The 22,840-nt window shown below is 67.8% G+C and carries 21 protein-coding genes; 10 read left to right on the top strand and 11 right to left on the bottom strand.

Annotated elements, in window-relative coordinates; translation table 11 throughout:
- Positions 1-50 precede the first annotated feature (50 nt).
- Positions 51-425: an Mth938-like domain-containing protein gene (locus tag QM732_RS14000; RefSeq protein WP_415656739.1), complete on the bottom strand. Its 375-nt coding sequence runs from the start codon at positions 423-425 to the stop codon at positions 51-53.
- A 130-nt stretch (positions 426-555) separates the two neighbouring features.
- Between QM732_RS14000 and QM732_RS13995 the strand changes: the two genes are divergently transcribed.
- The 6 genes from QM732_RS13995 to speD are packed head-to-tail and all read left to right on the top strand — an operon-like array spanning position 556 to position 6,354.
- Complete coding sequence (locus tag QM732_RS13995) at positions 556-1,782, top strand: pyridoxal phosphate-dependent aminotransferase (protein ID WP_415656738.1); 1,227 nt, start codon at positions 556-558, stop codon at positions 1,780-1,782.
- Between the two features lie 24 nt (positions 1,783-1,806).
- Positions 1,807-3,141: a homoserine dehydrogenase gene (locus QM732_RS13990; protein ID WP_415656737.1), complete on the top strand. Its 1,335-nt coding sequence runs from the start codon at positions 1,807-1,809 to the stop codon at positions 3,139-3,141.
- Positions 3,138-4,529 (top strand): threonine synthase, encoded by a 1,392-nt coding sequence (gene thrC / locus QM732_RS13985; protein WP_415656736.1) that lies wholly within the window; start codon positions 3,138-3,140, stop codon positions 4,527-4,529. The genes QM732_RS13990 and thrC overlap by 4 nt, the downstream gene beginning before the upstream one ends.
- Entirely contained in the window at positions 4,522-5,733 is a 1,212-nt protein-coding gene (glp, locus tag QM732_RS13980) for a gephyrin-like molybdotransferase Glp (protein WP_415656735.1), read from the top strand. The genes thrC and glp overlap by 8 nt, the downstream gene beginning before the upstream one ends.
- Complete coding sequence (gene moaD, locus QM732_RS13975) at positions 5,730-5,987, top strand: molybdopterin converting factor subunit 1 (RefSeq protein ID WP_415656734.1); 258 nt, start codon at positions 5,730-5,732, stop codon at positions 5,985-5,987. Before glp ends, moaD begins: the two co-directional genes overlap by 4 nt.
- Position 5,988: 1 nt before the next feature.
- Complete coding sequence (gene speD, locus QM732_RS13970; RefSeq protein ID WP_415656733.1) at positions 5,989-6,354, top strand: adenosylmethionine decarboxylase; 366 nt, start codon at positions 5,989-5,991, stop codon at positions 6,352-6,354.
- Here speD and QM732_RS13965 read toward each other — a convergent pair.
- The 7 genes from QM732_RS13965 to QM732_RS13935 are packed head-to-tail and all read right to left on the bottom strand — an operon-like array spanning position 6,344 to position 13,657.
- Complete coding sequence (locus QM732_RS13965) at positions 6,344-7,897, bottom strand: flavin monoamine oxidase family protein (protein WP_415656732.1); 1,554 nt, start codon at positions 7,895-7,897, stop codon at positions 6,344-6,346. The genes speD and QM732_RS13965 overlap by 11 nt on opposite strands.
- Positions 7,897-9,450, bottom strand: a complete 1,554-nt coding sequence (locus tag QM732_RS13960) for a polyamine aminopropyltransferase (RefSeq protein ID WP_415656731.1) — start codon at positions 9,448-9,450, stop codon at positions 7,897-7,899. Before QM732_RS13960 ends, QM732_RS13965 begins: the two co-directional genes overlap by 1 nt.
- Positions 9,447-10,409 carry a TolB family protein gene (locus QM732_RS13955; protein ID WP_415656730.1) on the bottom strand — a complete coding sequence of 321 codons (963 nt, stop codon included), beginning with the start codon at positions 10,407-10,409 and terminating at the stop codon, positions 9,447-9,449. Before QM732_RS13955 ends, QM732_RS13960 begins: the two co-directional genes overlap by 4 nt.
- A 31-nt stretch (positions 10,410-10,440) precedes the next feature.
- Positions 10,441-10,785: a YciI family protein gene (locus QM732_RS13950; protein WP_415656729.1), complete on the bottom strand. Its 345-nt coding sequence runs from the start codon at positions 10,783-10,785 to the stop codon at positions 10,441-10,443.
- A 24-nt stretch (positions 10,786-10,809) separates the two neighbouring features.
- On the bottom strand, positions 10,810-11,031 hold the full coding sequence (locus QM732_RS13945) for a DUF350 domain-containing protein (RefSeq protein ID WP_415656728.1): 222 nt from the start codon (positions 11,029-11,031) through the stop codon (positions 10,810-10,812).
- Positions 11,032-11,046: 15 nt separating this feature from the next.
- Positions 11,047-12,633 (bottom strand): DUF4178 domain-containing protein, encoded by a 1,587-nt coding sequence (locus tag QM732_RS13940; RefSeq protein WP_415656727.1) that lies wholly within the window; start codon positions 12,631-12,633, stop codon positions 11,047-11,049.
- On the bottom strand, positions 12,626-13,657 hold the full coding sequence (locus QM732_RS13935; RefSeq protein ID WP_415656726.1) for an SPFH domain-containing protein: 1,032 nt from the start codon (positions 13,655-13,657) through the stop codon (positions 12,626-12,628). Before QM732_RS13935 ends, QM732_RS13940 begins: the two co-directional genes overlap by 8 nt.
- Positions 13,658-13,767: 110 nt before the next feature.
- On the opposite strand from QM732_RS13935, the gene QM732_RS13930 reads away from it, so the two are divergent.
- From QM732_RS13930 to clpB, 3 genes are read left to right on the top strand one after another with little or no spacing between them, the layout of a single operon-like run.
- Entirely contained in the window at positions 13,768-14,241 is a 474-nt protein-coding gene (locus QM732_RS13930) for a molybdenum cofactor biosynthesis protein MoaE (protein WP_415656725.1), read from the top strand.
- Complete coding sequence (gene crcB / locus QM732_RS13925) at positions 14,238-14,603, top strand: fluoride efflux transporter CrcB (RefSeq protein WP_415656724.1); 366 nt, start codon at positions 14,238-14,240, stop codon at positions 14,601-14,603. The genes QM732_RS13930 and crcB overlap by 4 nt, the downstream gene beginning before the upstream one ends.
- Positions 14,604-14,662: 59 nt before the next feature.
- A complete protein-coding gene (gene clpB / locus QM732_RS13920; RefSeq protein ID WP_415656723.1) occupies positions 14,663-17,254 on the top strand; it encodes an ATP-dependent chaperone ClpB in 2,592 nt (863 codons plus the stop codon).
- 133 nt (positions 17,255-17,387) lie between these two features.
- Here clpB and QM732_RS13915 read toward each other — a convergent pair whose 3' ends face one another.
- Positions 17,388-18,716 (bottom strand): GGDEF domain-containing protein, encoded by a 1,329-nt coding sequence (locus tag QM732_RS13915; RefSeq protein WP_415656722.1) that lies wholly within the window; start codon positions 18,714-18,716, stop codon positions 17,388-17,390.
- A 38-nt stretch (positions 18,717-18,754) separates the two neighbouring features.
- Positions 18,755-19,741, bottom strand: a complete 987-nt coding sequence (locus tag QM732_RS13910; protein ID WP_415656721.1) for a DUF2804 domain-containing protein — start codon at positions 19,739-19,741, stop codon at positions 18,755-18,757.
- Between the two features lie 146 nt (positions 19,742-19,887).
- Between QM732_RS13910 and QM732_RS13905 the strand changes: the two genes are divergently transcribed.
- The gene (locus QM732_RS13905) at positions 19,888-20,763 is read left to right on the top strand and encodes a sterol desaturase family protein (RefSeq protein ID WP_415656720.1); all 876 of its coding nucleotides are present in this window, start codon (positions 19,888-19,890) and stop codon (positions 20,761-20,763) included.
- Here the strand turns inward: QM732_RS13905 and QM732_RS13900 are convergent.
- Positions 20,754-22,757, bottom strand: coding sequence for an alpha/beta fold hydrolase (locus QM732_RS13900; RefSeq protein ID WP_415656719.1), 2,004 nt, complete (start codon positions 22,755-22,757; stop codon positions 20,754-20,756). The genes QM732_RS13905 and QM732_RS13900 overlap by 10 nt on opposite strands.
- Positions 22,758-22,840 lie beyond the last annotated feature (83 nt).

Below are 22,840 nucleotides of genomic sequence, written 5' to 3'. Positions count from 1 at the left end.
GCAATAGCCCGTGATTATAAAGCCTCGCCCCAGCCTCCCGCCGGTCGAGGTCATCCCTCGATGAGCAATGCTGCCAGAACGTTGCGGCCCTCGCTGGCCAGCACGTTGTAGGTGCGACAGGCCGCAGCCAGGTCCATGACCTCGAAGCCGATGCGCGCTTCGACCAGCCCCCGCCACAGCGCTGGATTCGGGAATCGCAGCCGTGCGCCACTGCCGAAGACGACCAGCTCCGGGTTCAGTGCCTTGATTGCTTCGAAATGCGCAGCTTGAAGTTCCTCGAAGCGCGAAGGCGGCCAGGCGACGACTTCCCCCTTCCAGGGCACCAGGACGCTGGCTGTGTGGGGTTGGCCATTGACCCAGACGCCCTGGGTGTCATGGCGGGAGATGCTGTTGCCGCCTTGCGGCTCGTCGAGCTGGAACTTCATCGGAAATGGGGCGAAAAGCGCGCCGCAGTGTCGCCCAGAACGGCGGGCCGCGTGCCTGGGCTTGCTTAAACTCCGAGATCGACCTTTCCGCCCCTTCTTGCACCGCAGCAATCGCTGCACCGGAGCCCCCGTGAAGCCCATCGCCAAGTCCAGCAAGCTCGCCAGCGTCAGCTACGACATCCGCGGCCCCGTGCTGGACAAGGCACGCCAGATGGAGGAAGAGGGCCAGAAGATCATCAAGCTGAACATCGGCAACACGGCCGTGTTCGGGCTGACACCGCCGGACGAGATCGTGCAAGACATGATCCGCAATCTCGGCGACGCTGGCGGCTACACCGACAGCAAAGGACTGTTCGCGCCGCGCAAGGCGGTCGTGCACTACACGCAGGAGAAGGGCATCAGGGGCGTCACGGTCGACGATGTCTACCTGGGCAACGGCGCCTCCGAGCTGATCCAGATGGCCATCAACGCGCTGGTCAACGACGGCGACGAGATCCTCATTCCCAGCCCCGACTTCCCGCTCTACACGGCCGTCGTGGGCCTGTCGGGTGGTCGTCCGGTGCACTACCGCTGCGACGAGGGCGCCGGCTGGCTGCCCGACCTGGAAGATATCGAAGCCAAGATCACGCCGCGGACCCGCGGCATCATGGTCTGCAACCCCAACAATCCGACCGGCGCGCTGTACCCGACCGACCTGCTGCTGGGCATCATCGAGATCGCCCGCAAGCACCAGCTGGTGGTCTTTGCAGACGAGATCTACGACAAGACGCTGTACGACGGCAACGTGCACACCAGCATGGCGTCCCTGGCCGATGACGTGCTGTTCGTGACCTTCAACGGTCTGTCCAAGAACTACCGCAGCTGCGGCTACCGGGCCGGCTGGATGATTCTCAGTGGCGAGAAGCGCCATGCCCGCGACTACATCGAGGGCCTGAACATGCTGGCCTCACTGCGCCTGTGCTCCAACACGCCGGGCCAGTTGGCGATCCAGACGGCGCTGGGCGGCTACCAGAGCATCCGCGACCTCGTCGCTCCGACCGGGCGGCTGTGCCACCAGCGCGACCTTGCGTACGAGCTGCTGACGCAGATTCCCGGGGTCAGTGTCGTCAAGCCCAAGGCCGCGCTCTACATGTTCCCGCGCCTGGACCCCAAGCTGTATCCCATCGCCGATGACCAGCAGTTCGCCTATGAGCTGCTGGCCGAGGAGAAGGTGCTCATCGTGCAGGGTACCGGCTTCAACTGGCCCGACCATGACCATTTCCGCCTGGTCTTCCTGCCCAGCGTCGACGACCTCCGCGAGGCCGTCGGCCGCATCGAACGTTTCCTGGGCGGCTACCGCCGCCGCCATTCCTCCTGAGTTGTTTGTCCTGAGAGCCCTGCAATGAAAGCGATCCAAGTCGGCCTGATCGGCCTCGGCACCGTCGGTGCCGGCACCTTCCACGTCTTGCAGCGCAACCAGGTCGAGATTCGCGGCCGTGCCGGCCGGGGCATCGAGATCGCGATGGTGGCGGCCCGCAACGCCGAGCGTGCCAAGGCCTACCAGGCCGTTGTGGGCGACTCCGTTCCTGTCGTCGCCGATGCCAGGGAGCTGGTCAACAATCCGGCGATCGACATCGTCGTCGAGCTGATCGGCGGTATCGAGCCCGCGCGGACGCTGGTGTTGCAGGCCATCGCCAACGGCAAGCACGTCGTCACGGCTAACAAGGCGCTGCTGGCGCTGCACGGCACGGAGATCTTCGAGGCTGCCCGCGAGAAGGGCGTCGTCGTCGCCTTCGAGGCGGCCGTAGCCGGCGGCATCCCCATCATCAAGGCGCTGCGCGAAGGCCTGACGGCCAATCGCATTGAGTGGATCGCAGGCATCATCAACGGCACCACCAACTTCATCCTGTCCGAGATGCGCGGCAAGGGCCTGGACTTCGCTACCGTGTTGAAGGAGGCCCAGCGCCTGGGCTATGCCGAGAGCGATCCGACCTTTGACATCGAGGGCGTGGACGCGGCCCACAAGCTGACGCTGATGAGCGCCATCGCTTTTGGAGTGCCGGTGCAATTCGACAAGGCCCATGTGGAGGGCATCTCCAGCCTGCAGGCAACGGACATCAAGTACGCGGAGCAACTCGGCTACCGCATCAAGCTGCTGGGCATCACGCGGCGCCGCACGGACGCGGGCGGGGGCGGCGGCATCGAGCTGCGCGTGCATCCCACGCTGATCCCGTCCACGCGCCTGATCGCCAACGTCGAGGGTGCGATGAATGCCGTCGTCGTGCAGGCCGATGCCGTCGGCACGACGCTGTACTACGGCAAGGGCGCCGGTGCCGAGCCCACGGCTTCGGCCGTCGTTGCCGACTTGGTGGACGTGACCCGCCTGGCCACGGCCGACCCGGACCACCGCGTGCCCCACCTGGCCTTCCAGCCCGACGCCATCAGCGACACGCCGATCCTCGAGATGGCCGAGGTGCACACGGCCTTCTACCTGCGCTTGGTCGTGGCCGACCAGCCGGGCGTGCTGTCGCGCATCACCACCATCCTTGCCGAGCACGACATCTCCATCGACGCCGTGCTGCAGCGGGAGTCCGCAGAGGGCGAGCGCCAGACCGACCTCATCATCCTGACTCACGACACCATCGAGGGGCGCATGAACGAGGCGCTGGCCAAGATGCAGGGCCTGCCCACCGTCCTCGCCCCCATCGTCAAGCTCCGCAAGGAAGAACTGGCGTGAAGTACATCAGCACTCGCGGCGACCAGGCCGAACGCGGCTTCTCCGACATCCTGCTGGAAGGCCTTGCGCCGGACGGAGGCCTCTACCTGCCCAAGGCCTACCCCCGGGTCGATGCCGCCATGCTGGCGCGCTGGCGTGGCCTGGCCTACGCCGACCTGGCCTTCGAGATCCTGTCCCTCTATATCGACGACATCCCTGCCGCAGACCTGCGTGCCATCACCCGCAAGGTCTACACGGCCGAAGTCTTTGGCACCGAGGCGATCGTGCCCATCACCTGGCTGGGCGAGCACATCGCCCTTGAAGGACTGTCCAACGGCCCCACGCTGGCCTTCAAGGACATGGCCATGCAGTTGTTGGGCGCGCTGTTCGAGTACGAGCTGGGCCGCCGCGGTGAGACGCTCAACATCCTGGGCGCCACGTCGGGCGACACCGGCAGCGCCGCCGAGTACGCCATGCGTGGCAAGAAGGGCGTGTCCGTCTTCATGCTCAGCCCGAACGGCCGCATGAGCCCCTTCCAGCAGGCGCAGATGTTCAGCCTTCAGGACGCCAACATCCACAACATCGCCATCGAGGGTGTGTTCGACGATTGCCAGGACATCGTCAAGGCCGTTTCCAACGACCTGGCTTTCAAGCGCGAGCACCGCATCGGCACCGTCAATTCCATCAACTGGGCCCGGCTGCTGGCCCAGGTCGTCTACTACTTTGCCGGCTATTTCCAGGCCACGAAGTCAAACGACGAGAAGGTCAGCTTCACGGTGCCGTCGGGCAACTTCGGCAACGTCTGCGCCGGCCACGTGGCCCGCCAGATGGGCCTGCCCATCGCCAGGCTGGTCGTCGCGACGAATGAGAACGACGTGCTGGACGAGTTCTTCCGCACTGGCGCCTACCGCCCGCGGGGCACGGCCGACACGCACGAGACCTCCAGCCCGTCGATGGATATCTCCAAGGCCAGCAACTTCGAGCGCTTCGTGTTCGACCTGCTGGGCCGAGACGGTGCCCGCGTGAAACAGCACTTCACGGCGCCAGCCTTCGAGCTGACGGCTGGCGAGCATGCGGACATCGCCGGCTTCGGCTTCCTCTCCGGCCGCAGCACGCATGCCGACCGCGTCGCGACCATTCGCCGCTGCCATGCGGAGCATGGTGTCGTCATCGACCCGCACACCGCCGACGGCCTCAAGGTCGCGCTGGAGAAATGCGACCCTGCCGTGACCATGCTTGTGCTGGAGACGGCGCTGCCGGCCAAGTTCGCGGCCACCATCCACGAGGCCCTGGGCCAGGAACCGCCCCGGCCCGCGGGGCTGGAAGGTATAGAGCAACTCCCCAAGCGCGTGAAGGTCATGCCGGCCGATGTGGGCCAGGTGAAGGCCTACATTCACGCCCATGTCTGAAGCACCGAAGAAGCCCTCCCTGACCCCGCTTGACGACGCGCTGGTCGCGCTGTTGGCGCAGGCCCTTCCGTTGGCCGATTGCGAGACCATGCCCGCCATGGCCGCCCGCGGCAGGGTGCTGGCGACTGACCTGATCTCCCCCGTGGATGTGCCGCCGGCGGACAACTCGGCCATGGACGGCTACGCCGTGCGCGCCGCGGACGCGGCTGCCGCCCTGCCCGTGACCCAGCGTGTCCCGGCCGGCAGCCTGCCCCAGCCGCTCGCTGTCGGCGAGGCCGCGCGTATCTTCACCGGTGCCCAGTTGCCTCCAGGCGCTGACGCTGTCGTCATGCAGGAGCACACCGAGCTGCTGGACGGCCGCGTGCGCGCGACCCAGCCCGTGACGCCGGGCCAGCACGTCCGTCTGCGCGGCGAGGACCTGAAGGCCGGGAACGTCGTGCTTCCCGCCGGAACTCGGCTGGACGCCGTGGCCCTGGGCCTTGCGGCCACGGCGGGTGCCGCTGAGCTGACCGTGACCCGCCGCCCGCGTGTGGCCCTGTTCTCCACTGGCGACGAGCTCGTCATGCCGGGCGAGCCGCTGCCGCCCGGAGCGATCTACAACTCCAACCGTTTCACGCTGCGTGCGCTGCTGGAGGGGCTGGGCTGTGAGGTGATCGACCTCGGCATCGTGCCGGACAGGTTGGAGGCCACCCGCGCCGCGCTGCGCGAGGCAGCTGCACGGGCCGATGTCATCCTGACCTCCGGCGGCGTCTCCGTCGGTGAGGAGGACCACCTGCGGCCCGCTGTGCAGGCCGAGGGGCATCTGGACCTGTGGGCCATCGCCATCAAGCCTGGCAAACCGTTCGCCCATGGTCGTGTCGGCGCTGCCCACTTCATCGGCCTCCCGGGCAATCCGGTATCCAGCCTCGTGACGTTCCTGGTGCTGGTGCGGCCCTTCCTGCTGAAGCTGCAGGGGGCAACCTACCTGGCGCCACGGGGCTACCGCATTGCGGCCGGCTTCGATTGGCCGAGGCCTGACAAGCGCCGCGAATTCCTGCGCGTGAGCCTGGACGATGCGAACGGTCTGGCCCTGTTCGGCAACCAGAGCAGCGGCGTGCTGACCTCTGCCTTCTGGGCCGATGGCCTGCTGGACAACCCGCCGGGGCATGCCTTCAAGGCCGGCGACACGGTGCGCTTCATCCCGTTCTCGGAGCTGTTGTCGTGACGATCACCGTTGAACTGCGCTTCTTCGCGTCTTTGCGCGAGAAGCTTGGTGCCGGCGAGGCTCTTGCCCTGCCGGAGGGCAGCACGGTGGGTGTGGCGCGCGAGGTGTTGCAGACGCGTGGAGGCGTCCATGCCGAGGTGCTGGCCCGTGGCCGGGCGGTGCGTGCGGCGCTGAACCAGAAGATGTGCGCCGAGTCGGCTGTCCTGAAGGACGGCGACGAACTGGCCTTCTTTCCGCCAGTCACAGGCGGTTGACTTGCGCGGCCTCCACCTGACCGCCGATCTGCGCGGGGTTGATCCCGCGCAGGCCCTCATGACGGAAGCGGACGCCCTGGGCAGCGCGTGCCGCGAGGCCGTTGCCGCGGCGGGGCTGCAGGGCGTGGCGGAGCTGATGCACCGCTTCGGCCCAGCGGATGGACAGGGCGGCATTACCGGCGTCGTGCTGCTTGCCGAGTCCCACCTGGCCGTACATACCTGGCCCGAGCTGGGTGCGGTGACGCTGGACGTCTATGTCTGCAACTACGGTGGCGACAACAGCGCCAAGGCCGAGCGGTTGATGGCCACCCTGGTCGATCTCTTTGCGCCGGCCGAGTCGAACCTGCAGCAGCTGCTCAGAGGCTGAGCAGCGTCGCGGCCGCGACGCCGGCCGTGTAGGCTTCCTCGAACACCGAGTAGCTGGCCAGATCGGCATGCGCGAAGACGACACGGCCCCGGGCCCTGCCCAGTGCGGCCAGCGCCTCGGAGCTGCGCAGCCCCGGCGTCGGGATGCTCATCGCGTGGCCGAATCGGCACAGGTCGGCACGCACCAGCTTGGCCGGAAGATCGGGGTGGATCTGCGCCAGCTCGTCGCCGACGACGCGGACCCAGTGCTGCCAGGGCTGGCTGAGCAGGCTGGATCGCTGGGTGGTGGGCAGCGCCAGATAGGCCGTCAGCAGCGGCGGGCGTGGCGTCGGGTCCAGCGACTGGTGGCGGGCGTCGACATAGCCCAGCGCCGTAGTGCCGTAGCGGACGTTGTCCCAGGCCGGTGGGGCGCCGGGACGTGTCAGCAGCGGCTCGCGCAGCAGCAGGTTGGCCGTCAGCCAGGGCGCGTAGCTCAGCCGGCCGGCCGCGATGCGAAGCGCATCGGGAGCTGGCGCCAGCAGGCGGGCGGCGATGAAGATCGGCACGGCCAGCACGACCGCACGGGCCTGCCAGCGCTCCGGCGCACCGGTGGCCTCGTTCCAGGCCTGCAGATCGACGCCGTGCCGGCCTTCCGTCACGCGCAGCACGCTGCGGCCCAGGTGGATGCGTTCGCGCAGTGGCTCGGCCATGCGTGCGCTGAGCCAGCCATTGCCTTCGGCCCATGTCAGCACCGGCTCGCGCTCGGCCGTCTCGTCGCCCGGCGCGTGGAAACCGTGGCGGCTGGCAAAGTAGTGCAGTCCGGCCCAGGCCGAGACGCCGCTCGCGTCGGCGCCGAAATCGTCGCGGCAGCAGTAGTCCAGGTACCAGCGCAGTCGCGCGCTGTCCAGGCCTGCACGGTCCAGCCAGGCGGCGAAGGTCTGGGCGTCCAGCGCGGCGTGGGCTGCAGTCCAGGGCGCGCGCCGCGTGGGCATCGCAAAGCCAGCCTCGCGCTGGGCCTGCGCGACGAGGTCGGCGAAGCGGCGGTACTGCTCACGCGTCGCGGCGTCATCGGCGGGCGGCAGCAGGCTCTCATGCCATTCACCGTCAATGAAGAGGCGTTCCTGCGGGCTGTGGCAGAGCTGGCGATCGTTCCATTCGGTGCGGCCGAGGCGGGAGCGGGCCAGGCCCAGCTCGTGCAGCAGCTCGCTGACCTCCCGCGCCTCGTCGCCGGGCAGCGGCAGGTAGTGGGCGCCCAGCGGGCAGGGCGAGCCGTCCAACCGGTGGCTGCGGCTGTTGCCGCCGGCCTGGTCCTCGAGGTCCAGCAGGGCGATGTCGTCGACGCCGCGGCGCACCAGCTCCCTGGCGCAGGCCAGACCGGCGATGCCGGCACCGACGATGATGACGCTGGCCTTCCTCGCTGGCCCACCGGCCGCCGGGAGCGCGCCGCGAAGTCGATGGCCGCGTTCCGGATGCGTGCCGACCCAGCCGCCCTGGAGCGAAGGAGCATCGGGGGTGCAGCCGGCGCTGGCCAGCCCGGCCAGCAGCAGCTCGCGCCGCTTCAGCATCAGTGCACCCGGCCCCACTCGGCCTCGAACTCCTGCACCAGCACCTGATTGGACAGCCGGTTTACCTCGGTCGGCACGCGGGCCATGTCGGGCGGGAAATCGAGCAGGGCCGGCAGGCTGCCGGGGCTGATGAAGCGCAGGCCAGGGGGGAATTCCGTGGGCAGCCTGAAGGGTCGTCGCGACGCGAGCACAAAGCCCCATTCGCCGAAGGACGGTACATGGGCGTGGTAGGGCGTCGCGGTCAGCCCGGCGGCCTCGATGGTCGTGACGACTGTCCAGAAGCTGCGCCGCGCGATCAACGGGGACGTGGTCTGCACGACCGCGTAGCCGGACGCGGCGAGGTGCTGGTCCACCAGCTCGTAGAAGCTGGCCGTGTAGAGCTTGCCCAGTGCGAAGTTGGACGGATCGGGGAAGTCGATGACGATGACGTCGAAGGTCTCGCGCTGCCGCTCCAGCCAGCCGAAGGCGTCGGCATTGACGATGCTCAGCTTTGGCGATGACAGCGAATGCCCATTCAGCGCCGACAGCCTGGCGTTGTCGCGGAACAGCGTCGTCATCAGCGGGTCCAGCTCGACGAGGGTGACCTGCTCGACGCTGGGGTACTTCAGGACCTCGCGCACGGCCATGCCGTCGCCGCCACCCAGCACCAGTACGCGTTTGGGCGCGCCGTGCGCCGCCATCGCCGGCTGTACCAGCGCCTCGTGGTAACGGTATTCGTCCCTGGAGTGGAACTGCAGGTTGCCATTCAGGAACAGCCTCGTACCGGCATGGCCGTCGGTGACGACGATGCGCTGGTAGGCGCTGCTCTGCTTGAAGACGATCTGCTCCCCATAGAAACGGTCCTCGGCCCAGGTCGTCAGCCGGTCGGCTCCGGCCAGGGCTGCGAGCAACAGCGCCGCCGACAGTACGCAGGCGGCGATGTGGGCGGGCTTGGCGCGCAGCTCGGCGCGGAAGATCCACAGCGCCCAGATCGCCACAGCGACGTTCAGCAGGCCGAAGGCGACGCCGGTGCGCACCAGGCCCAGCTGCGGCACCAGCACGAGAGGAAATGCCAGCGCAACGAGCAGGGCACCGAGGTAGTCGAAGGTCAGCACCTGGGAGACCAGGTCCTTGAGGCCGTAGCGGGCGCTGAAGTGGCGCTTGAGGATGCGCATCACCAGCGGGATCTCCAGTCCCACCAGCGTGCCGACCAGCAGCACCAGCGCGTAGAGCAGCACTCGGAACGGCGCGGCCTCGCCCGGCGGTAGCAGGCTGTGCACGGCGAACAGCGCCGCGGGCATCAGGCCGCCCACGACGCCCACCAGCAGCTCCACTTGCAGGAACACACCCACGATCTGCCGCTCGACGAAGCGCGACAGCCAGGACCCTAGTCCCATCGCGAACAGGTACACGCCGATGACGGTGGAGAACTGCAGCACCGAGTCGCCGAGCAGGTAGCTCGCGAGCGCGCCTGCGGCCAGCTCGTAGACCAGACCACAGGCGGCGATGACGAAGACGCTTGCGAGCAGCAGCAGCTCGGCCAGCGAGGCGCGCGTACGGGCCTTCTCGCTCACGGTTGGGCCGCGGCGAGCAGCACCGAGAAGGCCAGGCGTTTGCCGTCAGGGCTGGCGGTGATGTTGCGGATGGATCCTCCAAGGCCCGCCAGCTCGGCAAGGGGCTGAAAGCCGCCGCCCGCCTGGCCGTCCCAGCGCAGCAGCAACTGGCCACGTGCCATCAGCAGCGAACCATCGGGCAGCCAGGCGAAGTACTGACTGCGGTTGGGATCCTTCTCGCCTTCGGGACCAACGGGCGTTTCCACCAGCACCTGCGGTGCGGCATCGTCTTCGCCCATCGCGCAGATGCGCCAATGTGCGGGATCCGTCTGGTCGACGAAGCTGGCGCGCCTGCCGTCAGGCGTGCGCCCCAGCGAGCGGCCGGGCCTGGCTGACAGCGGTGTGGCCGTGCCGGTGGCACGGTTGAACAGCACGGCCTTGTGGGCGTTGCGCTGCGCCACGTCGTCGACGATGAAGAGTGCCAGGCGCTGCTCGTCGAGCCAAGCGTGGTAGCCGACCCGCATCACGGGCACCACAGGGGCGATGGCCTGGCCGTCCCAGCCGAAGCGCCACAGCGAAGGCTGCTTGCTCTCGATGCCGTAGTTCGGGTCGGCGTCGACAACGCGAATGGCGGAGAAGCCACTGCCGTCGGGCAGTGGCGTGGGAGAGTAGAGGTTGTGCGGCGTGTTCGTCAGCGCCGTGGTCTCGCCGTTGGCGATGTTGTAGCGATAAATGTTGCTGGATCCGCTGCGGTCAGAGGCGTAGAGCACCGCACCGCCGTCGCGTGTGAAGGACGGCTGGAAGCTGGCACCCTTGGCGTGCGTGATGCGGGTGACCGCGCTCACCTGGCCCGTGGTGACCTCCAGCCTGGCCAGCACGATGGCGACTTCGGGCTTGGCATCGGCGGCCAGGGCCGGCGCAGCGCTGGCGCAGAGCAGGGTTTGCAGGACGAGACGGCGGGTGGGTGCCGGCAGAGGCATGGCGTGCGGACGAAGTGGGATGGCGGGCAGTCTAGAAGGACATCGGCTGGGGCAGGGCCTTGCTCCAGTAGAAGATGTCCCAGCGCTCGCGCAAGCCGCCGGTCGTGAAGGGGTCTGTGGCGATCAGCGCCTCGACCGCGGCCCTGTCGGGCGCGCGTACGACCCACAGCCCGCCGACCGGTGTCGCCTCGGGCGACTCGCGCAGCGAGCCTGCTGCGCGCAGCAGGCCCTCGTGGGCGGCCACCCATTCGAGATGGGCCTGCAGCAGCAGGCGGCGCAGCTCGCCGGTGTCGGGCTTGTCGTGAAAGCACACGGCGAACAGCGTCCAGTCTTCGTGGGCATTACCCGTCAGTGCAGCGAAATTGTGGGCGCTCACGGGGCGCCTGGCGTCGTGGCCGCCTCAGCCATGGATGGCTGCCGCGACGATGTGGCCGATGGACAGGCACATCGCACCGACGACGATGGCCAGCGCCACGTTCTTGTGCTCGACGATCTCCTCCCACAGCTTGTAGGGGGTGATCTTGTCCACGATGATGAACGACACCCAGAAGATGACGACGCCGATGACGGCGTACATCATCGAGCCGAGGACGATTTCGGGCCTGAGCCAGTCGAGGGTCATGTTGATCGCTCCTTCTTACTTGTGGCCGCCGCCGCCGCTGCTGTAGCCGCCGTAGCTGCCGCCGCTGTTGCCGATGTAGGCGCCGCTGCCGCGGGCGTTGGCGCGGCACTGGCGGTATTCGTTGCTGTTCTCGCCGAAGCTGTTCTTGTACCCCTCACAGTCGTCGCTGGAGCAGGCGCGCAGCAGCGCGAACAGCAGCACGATGAGGAAGAGGCCGATGACGATGTTGCGCAGCAGCGTGCCGCCACTGTTCTTGAAGGCCGAGGCGTCGCGGCCGAACAGCGCCGCCGGAGCCACCAGGCCGAAGGCCTTTTGCACCGTATCGGCCGGTATGGGACGGCCGCCGCTCCAGGTGATCTCTGGGCCTTGCTGCTCGCGGCTCAGCAGGTACTGGCCGTCGCGGGTGACGTAGTCGGCGATGCGCACGCGGTCTTCCAGCCGCACGGGCCAGTAGAACTCGCCCAGCACGCGCGTCGTCTTGGCCTGGTAGACCCAGCGCTGCGTGTAGGCGCGGTCCTGCCAGGTGACCCCGGTGTCGCGGCCGGAGGTGGGGGCTCCGGTCAACGTGCGCACCAGGCTCCAGCCCTCGCTCGTGTCGACCAAGAATGCGAAGCCCGCCAGCCGGTTGTAGAGCAGGTACTCGCGCCAGAAGCTCTGCTCGTCGTCGCCGTCCTCGGGGAGGTCGCACCGCTCCTGGTAGCCGACCACCTGCCAGGACTCGGGCTTGTCGCCGGCCACTGTCAGTGTGCCGGTGCGGCCCAGCGGGATCAGCGGCGGCAGGCCCGGACTCTGGGCCGTGAAGCCCAGCGCCTTGGCGTCGCCCTCCGGCAGGTCGACGACGGCCTGGCACTGGGCGCAGACCATGCTCTTGGTCTCGCTGAGCTTGGGCTGCAATGGCGCGCCGCAGCTGGGGCAGGCGATGGATCGGCCCTTGAACTTCGCTTCGGAGATGGACTCGCCCTCGACCGTCGTGCGCAGGCCCTGCAGGGCCAGGTCCGCGAGCTGAACGCCGCGGCCGACCGACCAGGCCGGTGGCCCGTCCGCGCCGTATTCCAGCGTGCCGACCTCGTCCTGGGCGTTGCGAAGCTCGACGACCCGGCCAGGCTGTGGCAGGCGGGGCAGCTCGCCCTCGGCCGCTCTCACCGCGGCCTGCACGACGGCTGCCACCTGCCAGCGCTGGCCCGCCAGCGTCAGCGGCAGCCCGGGCTGCGGGTCCTGCGGCGGTGTCTCGGCGAGCGGCGCCTCCAGGCTGAGCACGAACTGGCCGTTGTCCTCGCTGAGCCAACCCACGCGTTGCTGTTCGCCAGCCTCGAAAAGCAGGTGCCACTCGTTCCAGTTGCCCAGCTCGGAGCCGCGCTGGACGCGGCCGACGACGGCAAAGCCGCTGCCCATCCAGCGGCCTGTGGTCCCCAGCTGCAGCGGCGAGTAGTCTTCGAAGATTTCGGCGCTTTGGCCGATGCGACTCAGGGTCTCGCCGTCACGCAGCAGCGTGCTACGGCAAAAGCCGCACACGGCGCTGCTTGATGCCGCGCTGGCGAACTCGACCGGCGCGCCGCAGTTAGGGCACGAAGCGCGCCAGCGGCGCTGGGCCTGTTCAGCCAAGCTTCTTCAGGAGGTCCGCTTTTTTGGCGGCGAATTCCTCGTCGGTCAGGATGCCCTTGGCCTTGAGGTCACCGAGCTTTTCCAGCAGGGCAACGATGTCGTCGGGCTTGCTGGCCGTCGGCGCGGGTGCTGCGGTGCCGACGCCGGCCAGGCCCTGGCCCAGCGTCTGGGCCAGCGTCTGGCCCAGGGCCACGCCAGCGCCCAGGCCGATGGCCTCGCCCGCTATGCCGCTGCCGCCACCGGCGGCGCCCTTGGCCATCTCGGGCAGGGCCTGGGCGGCCTGGTACTGCATGAACTGGCCCATGTTCTGTCCGATGATGCCCATGCCGATGCGCTGGTCGAGGATCTTCTGCAGCTCCTCGGGCAGGGAGACGTTCTGCATCGTCACCGACAGCAGCTCCAGGCCCAGTGCGGCGAAAGAGGTCGCAGTGGCGTTCTTCAGCGCGGCGGCGAACTCGATCTGGTTGGCCGCCAGGTCCAGGAACGGCGTGCCACTGCCGGCCACGGCGTCACTGATGTGCTGCAGCATCAGGCCGCGCAACTGACCTTCGAGATCCTGCACGGTGTAGCGCTCGCGGGTGCCGGAGATCTGGCTGTGGAAGGTCTTGGGGTCCTGGATGCGATAGGCGTAGTTGCCGAAAGCACGCAGGCGTACGGCGCCGAAGTCCTTGTCGCGGATGGAGATCGGCTGGCTGGTGCCCCAGCGCTGGTCGATCTGCTGGCGGGTGCTGAAAAAGTAGACGTCGCTCTTGAAAGGCGACTCGAAGAGCTTGTCCCAGTTCTTCAGGTAGGTCAGGACCGGCAGCGTCTGCGTCGTCAGCTTATGGGTGCCGGGGCCAAAAACATCGGCGACCTGGCCTTCATTGACGAACACGGCGACCTGGGATTCGCGCACCACCAACTGGCCGCCGTTCTGGATTTCCATGCCGGCCATCGGAAAGCGGTAGGACAGCGTGCCGTCGCTGTCTTCCGTCCACTGGATGACGTCTATGAACTGTTTCTTGATGAAATCCATCAGGGCCATGTCAATTCCTGGCTGGGTGAGAGAAATGACTGCAAGTATCGGGCGGCGCGGGCTCACTTCGATGCTCAAACAGGTGAATCTCACCGCGACCCAAGGTGAGAATCCGTGACATGAGCAGAGTTTGCATCCAGCCCGGGGACTTCGACGTCGGCGCAGAAATGACCGCACTGCGTGCTGCGGATGGCGGCGTGGGTGCCGCCGTGGCCTTTGTCGGCACGGTGCGCGAGCACGGTAGCGGCGCTGCCGTGTCGGCGATGGAGCTGGAGCACTACCCGGGCATGACCGAGGCGGCCATCGAGGCGATGGTGGATGAGGCCTTCAACCGTTTCGACATTCGTGCTGCCCGCGTCATCCACCGCGTTGGCCTGCTGCAGGCGCGCGACCAGATCGTGGCGGTGCTGGTCACCAGCGCGCACCGGGGGCAGGCCTTCCAGGCCTGCGAATTTCTGATGGACTACCTGAAGACCCAGGCGCCGTTCTGGAAGAAGGAGCACACGCCGGACGGTGCGCACTGGGTGGATGCCCGGGTGGCGGACGACGAGGCGCTGGCGCGCTGGGGTATCGCCGCGGGGAACGCCTCTTGAACGCCCTGGCCGTTGGGGTGGGGGCCGCGCTGGGGGCGCTGGCGCGCTGGCAAGCCGGCGTCATGTTCAACGCGCGCTGGGTGGGTTTCCCGCTCGGAACGCTGCTGGTCAATCTCGTTGGCGGCCTGCTGATCGGCGTGGCGATGGAATGGTTCGGCCGCCAGCCCAACGAGTTGCTGAAGCTGCTGCTGGTGACCGGTTTCCTGGGCGGCCTGACGACGTTCTCGGCGTTTTCCGGGGAGTCGCTTGCGCTGCTCAAGCATGGCCAGCTGGGCATGGCGCTGGCCCACACGCTGGCCCATGTGGCGGGATCGCTGCTGGCCGCCTGGGTGGGCATGAAACTCGTGCAGGCGTTGATCTAGGACAACTTGAAAAGCGCCACCGGGCGCCCACTTGGCTTCGCAACCGGAGGAATCACCCCATGCGTGCCGACAAGTTCACCACCCGCTTCCAGGAGGCCCTGGGCGAGGCCCAGAGCCTGGCCCTGGCCCGCGACAACCCCTACATCGAGCCCGTCCACGTGCTGGCTGCCATGCTGGCCCAGGACGAGGGTCCGCGAGCGCTGCTGGAGCGCGCCGGCGTCAAGGCCAAGTCCCTGCTGACCGCGCTGGACGGCCTGATGGCCGGCCTTCCCCAGGTCAGCGGTGCAGGCCAGACGGTGCAGGCCGGCCGCGATCTCGTCGCGCTGCTGCAGGCTGCCGAGAAGGAGGCCAACAAGCGTGGCGACCAGTTCATCGCCAGCGAGATGTTCCTGCTGGCGTTGGCCGATGCCAAGACCGACCTGGCCGGCGTCGTGCGAGGCCACGGCCTGACGCGCAAGGCGCTGGAGGCTGCCATCGAGGCGGTGCGCGGCGGCCAGACCGTGGACAACGCCGAGGCCGAGGGCCAGCGCGAGGCGCTGAAGAAGTACACGCTGGACCTGACCGAGCGCGCCCGCCAGGGCAAGCTGGACCCGGTCATCGGCCGCGACGAGGAAATCCGTCGTGCCATCCAGGTGTTGCAGCGCCGCAGCAAGAACAACCCAGTGCTGATCGGCGAGCCGGGCGTGGGCAAGACGGCCATCGTCGAGGGCCTGGCCCAGCGCATCGTCAACGGCGAGGTGCCGGACTCCCTGCGCAACAAGCGCGTGCTGGTGCTGGACATGGCCTTGCTGCTGGCCGGCGCCAAGTACCGCGGCGACTTCGAGGAGCGCCTCAAGGGAGTGCTCAAGGAGGTGGCCCAGGACGAGGGCCAGACCATCCTGTTCATCGACGAGATCCACACCATGGTCGGGGCAGGCAAGGCCGAGGGTGCCATCGACGCCGGCAATATGCTCAAGCCCGCGCTAGCGCGTGGCGAGCTGCACTGCATCGGCGCGACGACGCTGGACGAGTACCGCAAGTACGTCGAAAAGGATGCCGCGCTGGAGCGCCGATTCCAGAAGGTGCTGGTCGACGAGCCCAGCGTGGAGGCGACTATCGCAATCCTGCGCGGACTGCAGGAAAAGTACGAGGTTCACCATGGCGTGGAGATCACCGACCCGGCCATCGTCGCCGCGGCCGAACTGAGCCATCGCTACATCACCGACCGCTTCCTGCCCGACAAGGCCATCGACCTTATCGACGAGGCTGCCGCAAAGATCAAGATCGAGATCGACTCCAAGCCCGAGGCGATGGATCGTCTCGACCGCCGCATGATCCAGCTGAAGATCGAGCGCGAGGCCGTGCGCAAGGAGAAGGACGAGGGCTCGCAAAAGCGCTTCACGCTGATCGAGGACGAACTGCAGAAGCTGCAGCGCGAGTACGAAGACCTCGAGGAGATCTGGACCGCCGAGAAGGCGCAGGCCCAGGGCTCGGCCCATGTGAAGGAAGAGATCGACCGCAGCCGTCAGCAGATCGAGGAGCTCAAGCGCAAGGGGGACTTCAACAAGGTCGCCGAGTTGCAGTACGGCCGTCTGCCCGAGCTGGAGAAGCAGCTCAAGGAGGCCCAGGCCAAGGAGGCCGGTAAGGCTGGCTCCAACAAGCCTCAGCTGCTTCGTACGCTGGTGGGCGCGGAGGAGATCGCCGAGGTCGTCGCGCGCGCCACGGGCATCCCGGTGTCCAAGTTAATGCAGGGTGAGCGCGAGAAGCTGCTGCAGATGGAAGCCAAGCTGCATGAACGCGTCATCGGCCAGGACGAGGCCATCCAGGCCGTGTCCGACGCCATCCGCCGTTCGCGCGCTGGCCTGTCCGATCCCAACCGGCCGCTGGGCAGCTTCCTGTTCCTCGGCCCCACGGGTGTCGGCAAGACCGAGCTGTGCAAGGCGCTTGCAGGCTTCCTGTTCGACAGCGAAGACCACATGGTTCGCATCGACATGAGCGAGTTCATGGAGAAGCACTCCGTCTCGCGTCTGATCGGCGCGCCGCCGGGCTACGTGGGCTACGAGGAGGGCGGCACGCTGACGGAAGCCGTGCGGCGCAAGCCCTATTCGGTGCTGTTGCTGGACGAGGTCGAGAAGGCGCACCCGGACGTGTTCAACGTGCTGCTGCAGGTGCTGGACGATGGACGTCTCACGGACGGCCAGGGCCGTACCGTGGACTTCAAGAACACCGTCATCGTGATGACGTCCAACCTCGGGTCCCAGCACATCATGGCGCTGTCCGGCGAGAAGGACGAGGTCATCCGTGACGCGGTGTGGGGCGAGGTCAAGAGCCACTTCCGGCCCGAGTTCCTGAACCGCATCGACGAGACCGTCATCTTCCACGCCCTCGGCGCCGGACACATCAAGTCCATCGCCAGGATCCAGCTGCGCCAGCTCGAGGCACGCCTGGACAAGCTGGAGATGAAGTTGGACGTGTCCGACGCGGCGCTGGACGAGTTGGCCAAGGTCGGCTTCGACCCGGTCTTCGGCGCCCGGCCGCTGAAGCGTGCCATCCAGCAGCGCGTGGAGAACCCGTTGTCCAAGCTCATCCTGGAAGGCCGGTTCGGTCCCAAGGACGTGATTCCGGTGAACGTCGAGGGCGGCGAGTTCTCGTTCGGGCGGGTGGTGCACTGACGGGCCGGGCGGGCGTGGCGGCCCGCGCTGCGGTCAGTGAGTCGGCAGGTGCTTGGCCAGGAAGGCCTCGACGCGTCGTGCGTAGTCCACTTCGTTCAGTTGTCCACGAAGCCGTGCTCGCCGCCGGACGCACTCAAACGGTGGTCGGTGAGTCGCTTTGCAACGTGCGGTCCGTCTCGACGCGGTTGCGGCCTGCTTCCTTGGCGCGGTAGAGGGCTGCGTCGGCGCGCTTGAGGGCATCCGCCGCCGAGCCGCCAGGCGGCGCCAGCGCCACGCCGAAACTGGCCGTCACGGCGATGCGGACGCCGCCGGCAAGGCCGATTTCGCTCTGTCGCACGCGCTCGCGCATCTTCTCGGCCAGACGAGCGGCGTCGCGCACGCGCGTGCCCTGGCACGCGATCAGGAACTCCTCGCCGCCCCAACGGCCAAACACGTCGCTGCCGCGCAGGTTGGCCGCAACGACTGCCGCGACGCGCTTGAGCACTTCGTCGCCGCAGTCGTGACCATGGCGGTCGTTGACGCGTTTGAAGTGGTCAACGTCCAACAGCACCAGGGTCATGCCGCAGGCGGCCTCCTCGAGGTCGTCCAGCGCCTGTTCCAGGCCGCGACGGTTCAGCACGCCGGTCAGCTCGTCGATGGTGGCAAGGCGGCGCAGCTGTTCCTGCTCAATGCGCAACTGGCGCGTGCGCACCGTCAGTGCGTCGATCTCGCGCTGCTGGCGGTTGTTGCTCTGGCGCAGTTGGCCCCAGCCGCGCAGTACGACAAAGCTGGCGCCCAGCAGCCAGCCGCACAGGATGCCAAGGTAGACGCGGTCGCGGCCGATCCACTGCCCTTTCAGCACCAGGCGGCGCAGTTGCATCTCGTGCGTTTGTCCGGGCTGGAGGAAGGGCAGGTCGATGGATAGCGAGTTCGCGTTCTCCAGGCTCGGCCGGTTGTACTCCCGTGCCAGGTCGTACTGGTGAATCCACCATTCGGGCACGGTGAGCTCGCTCAGGTCCACCATCACCGGCCTGTCGATATCACGCGGCCTCAGGTTGACCGAGTGGAAGCGTGCGCTGTTGGCGTCCTCAAGCTTGGCAAAGCGGGGGTCGAAGTTGCGGATGGCCAGGCGCACGAAGGGCGCGGGACCTTGATAGTCCAGATCGAGCTCGATGGTGTCGAAGAGGCTCAGGTCGCGCCCCCGAGTGGGATCCTTGTCCGTCAGCACGAAGGTCAGGCCGCATCCCATGTAGGGCTGTGGCGAGGGGTAGTTGCAGAGCAGGCGCAGCCGCCCGGCATCCAGCCATCGCACTGTGCTGCTGTCCTGTCGACCGTTCGCGGTGACCAGGTACGGGCCGTTGGCCGCGCCGGGTGCGGCCAGATCCATGGTGCGCGCGGGCAGGAGTTCAATGCCCACGAGGGCCGCCAGCGTTAGCGCGATGCCGCCGGCGAGAAGGCTGGGATTGCTCAGGTCGTGTCGCACTTGGGTGAGGACGGAGGGCCGGCCACTTTAGGCGCGGATCACCACAGCGAGCGATGGTCTTCCGTCACGCCGAGCAGATCTTTCACGCTTCGCGGCTCGGCGTGCGGGGTGCAACGCAGCGTCCCCGCGAAAGTGCCGATGGGCTGAACGTAGCGGCTGGCCGCGAAGCCGTAGTTCTTGTCAGCCGCTCGCGCGCCCTCGGGCGTGAAGACGAGGTCCAGCAGCCCGTCGTCAGTGCTCACGCGCCAGGGGGCCAGCGGCCGCGCGGCGTCGAACTCGAAGCGGGCGGCACCCAGCGCGACAGGATGGCCGTCCATCCACAGCAGGTTCTCCTGGCCGCCAAGATAGCCCTGCTGCAGGTTGAAGCCGATGTCGGGTCGATGGGCGCTGGCCCAGCGCCAGGCGGTGTCGCGTGCGAGCAGGCCGTTGGAGGCGTCCACCGCGGCCCAGGCGTCGTCGAGGTCGAAGCGTCCGGTGCCTGCATCGGCCCAACCACGCACGGGCAGGGCGGTGGTCTTCTGTGTCGCATGGGCCAGCCCACCGGCGATGGGGCCGATGGCAAGCAGCGGAGGGGCCATGGCGGCCAGTTCCAGCTCGGCCTCCAGGCGCAGGGCCTGCGTGGCGACCTCCAACCGCAGCCGGTCGCCGACCACATGGCGCAGCGAGAGCCTTGCGCGCGGACCGCGGAACCAGGCCCGCGCACCAGCCAGCGGTGCGTCCGACACGCCAGCCTGCAGGCCGGGCAGGCCGTCCTGGCTCCAGTCGGCCAGCAGGGTGCGCCGGTGGCGGTCGAAGAGGTAGGCGAAGGCTGTGCAGAGCCAGCCGACGTCAACGATGGCAACGCCGATGAAGACCTTTTCGTTGCCCAGACCCACGTAGTGCCAGCGCTTGTGGTGCAGCCGGCGCCATAGCCAGGAGCGGCGTCCGCTCAGGACACTCCAGTCGATACGGTCTATGCGGCCGGCGTGACGGCCATGGGCGGGGACGCCGTCAATGACGACGGCGCCTGGGGCGGCAGTGATCACGGGCGCAGCGTCATGCATGGGAGGTGCATCATGCGGCAGGCCCGCCGAACAGATCCTGCGGGATCACCCCAGCGCCGGTGCAATCTGTAGAAAACCCTGGGGTTGGCCGGAGGGCCGGCGCGGCGCCGAAGTCGCATCATCCGGGCATGGACTGGCTGCTCGACCTCTATCACCGCCACGGCGACTGGCGCGACCTGACGCTGGTCATGCTGTCACCCCTGTTCGCCGTCTTCATTGCCATGGAGGCATGGCGATTCCGGCGCACCGGCGTGTTCGACTTCCGCGACACCTTCGACAGCCTGAACAGCGGCGGCAGCTACTTGGTGGCCGACCTGGTGCTGCTCGTGGTGCTGGTGCTGCCGGCCATGGGCTGGGTCTACGACCACCGGCTGTTCACCATCGACGTGACGCCCTGGCGCTTCGTGGGCCTGTTCCTGCTGGTCGAGTTCCTCTATTACGGCTTTCACCGCGCCAGCCACCGCATCCGCTGGTTCTGGTGCGCGCACGTCGTACACCACGGCTCGGAGAAGATGAACTTCGGCACGGCACTGCGCCAGAGTTGGTTCTACCCCATCGCCGGCAACTGGCTGTTCTACCTGCCGGCTGTTTGGCTGGGCTTTGAGCCGCGCTGGGTACTGTTCGCGCTGTCGCTCAACCTTGGCTACCAGTTCTTCGTGCACACCACCTGGGTCGACAAGATGCCGGCATGGTTCGAGTACATCTTCAACACACCCTCGCACCATCGCGCCCACCACGGCCGCAATCCGCAGTACATCGACAAGAACTTCGGCGGCATGCTCATCGTCTTCGACCGGCTGTTCGGCAGCTTCGTGCCGGAGGAGGAACCGGTGGACTACGGGCTGGAGCATCCCTTTCCCACTCATAACCTGTTCTGGCTGAACGCGCATGAGTGGCGGGCCATGTTCCGCGACATGGCTCGGGAGAGCACCTGGGCCATGCGGCTTGCCCATTTGTGGAAACCGCCGGAATGGCGGCGCCATGGCAACGGCGTTCAGGGCTGAAGATGCTTGGCCAGGAAGGCCTCCATTCGCTCGGCAAAGTCCACACGGTTCTTCACGACGGCGAAGCCATGGCCCTCACCCGGGTAGCTGACCCAGACGGGCTCGTTGCCCGCCTCGCGCAAGGCCTTGCGCATGCGCTCGCCGTGGGCCAACGGTACGCGCAGGTCGGCCTCGCCGAAGGCCAGCAGCACGGGCGCCTTGATGCGGGCGGCCTGCTTGACGGGCGAGTTGGCGGCGATCATGGCTGCGTCCTTCTCCGGATCACCCACCATGTCGCGGAGCTGGAACTGCCGGCCCCAGTCAGGGATGTCGTCGCGCACCCACCATGAGCCGGCCACGTACAGATCCAGATCGGTGACGGCCACCCAGGCGACGCCGCAGCGGTAGAGCTCGGGATCCTTGATCAGGCCCATCAGCGTGCTGTAGCCGCCGTAGCTGGCGCCTGCTATGCAGGCCTTGTCGCTGGCGATGCGCTGGCTCTGCGCCCAGCGCAATGCATCGGCGACGTCGTCCTGCATGGCTTGGCCGAACTGCCTGAAGCCGGCGCGAAAGTGTGCGCGGCCGTAGCCGGCACTGCCGCGGAACTCCGGCTCGACGACGGCGTAGCCGCGCGAGGCCAGGAACTGCGCGGTGGCATGCCAGCCCCAGACATTGCCGCGCACCCAGGGACCACCGTGCACGAGGACGACGGCGGGCAGCGGCCCTGTGGCGGCGGGGTTGCGAGTGATCCAGACGGGCAGGTCGCGACCGTCACGGGCCTTGATGCGGTGCAACTCCATCTTCGCCATCTCGGCCGGCTTGATCTCGTTGCGTGCACGGCCGACGGCCCGCCAGGCCGCTTCGCCATCGGGCGGCTTGGCTTGGTAGAGCCAGAACTGGCCAGGGTCGCTGTCACCGTACGAGCGGACCAGCGCCACCATGTCGGGCTGGGCACAGCGCCGGCAACTGATGCTGTTGATGCGACCCGGCAGCCGTTCGTCTGCCTGTTGCTGAAGCGCTTTCATGGCGGCGTTCTGCCAGACTGTGGTCTCGCCGTCGGCGACGACACGAACGCCCAGGGCGGAGCCCTCGGCGTCGTTGAGCACGCGGCCGTTGAAATCGAAGCCCGGTGCGACGACCAGCGCCTTCTTGGACGGCGCGCGGGCCTCGAAGTCGTACAGGCTCAGCACGGTCTCGCCCTCCGGCCCCTGCGCGCGCGTCACATAGAGCTGGCCGGCATCGTCCACGGCGTTGATGCCGAAGGGCGCATTGAGCAGGTCGCTTTCGTACAGCAGTTGCCAGTCCTGCCGACCCGGGGCTCGCCAAAGTGCACTTCTGCGGCCGTCACGCCGGGTCATGGCGACGCGGAGCTCGCCGCGACCGTCGGCAAACCAGCCCACTGTGTCGGCCGGAACGTCCACGCCGGTCGATCGCGTGCGGCCGGTACGCGTGTTCAGCCACAGCGGCCTTTCCAGGCGGCGCTCGTCAGGCGTGAACTCGACCATCAGCACTTCCTCGTTGACTGCGCCCGGCTGCGGCCTCGGCACGCTAAGCAGGCGGTGGTTCCAGTCCAGCAATCGCTCGTCGCGGGCGTTGCCGTTGGTGACGAAGGGTCGTCCCTGGCGCCGTACCAGCTGGCGCAGCTTGCTGCCGTCGGGGTTGATTGCGAACAGGCCCGGTGCGCCATTGGGGCGGCCACTGCCTTCGGACAGGTCCGTGACGCTGAAAACAAGGCGGTCGTCGTTGACCCAATAGGCGTGCGAAACATCGACGTCCGAGAACTGGGCGGCGCGCGTCGCCTTGCCGCCAGGCTCGAGGTCGAACACGCCGAGGCCGATGCGGCTGCCGCCGAACGAGCTGCGCACGGCCAGCTTGCGACCGGAGGGCGAAAGTACCGCCTCGACGATGGCCGGATCCTTGAAGAAGGCCTCTGCTGGTGGTGGGGCGGCCCGTGCAATGCAGGTGCCCAGCAGAAGGCTGAGGATGGCGCCCGAGCAACGTTTCCAAGTTTCCAAGAGTCCTCCCATGCCGTTGGGTTCTTGTATACGGCGCGCGCAGCATAGGCCAAGCATCCACGTAGACAGGCTGCACACTTTGG

This window comes from Roseateles sp. (genome assembly GCF_047654805.1).
Classification (GTDB): Bacteria; Pseudomonadota; Gammaproteobacteria; order Burkholderiales; family Burkholderiaceae_C; genus Pelomonas.
The sequence above is the reverse complement of the archived record's forward strand: the minus strand, read 5'-3'. Positions and strand labels throughout refer to the sequence as shown.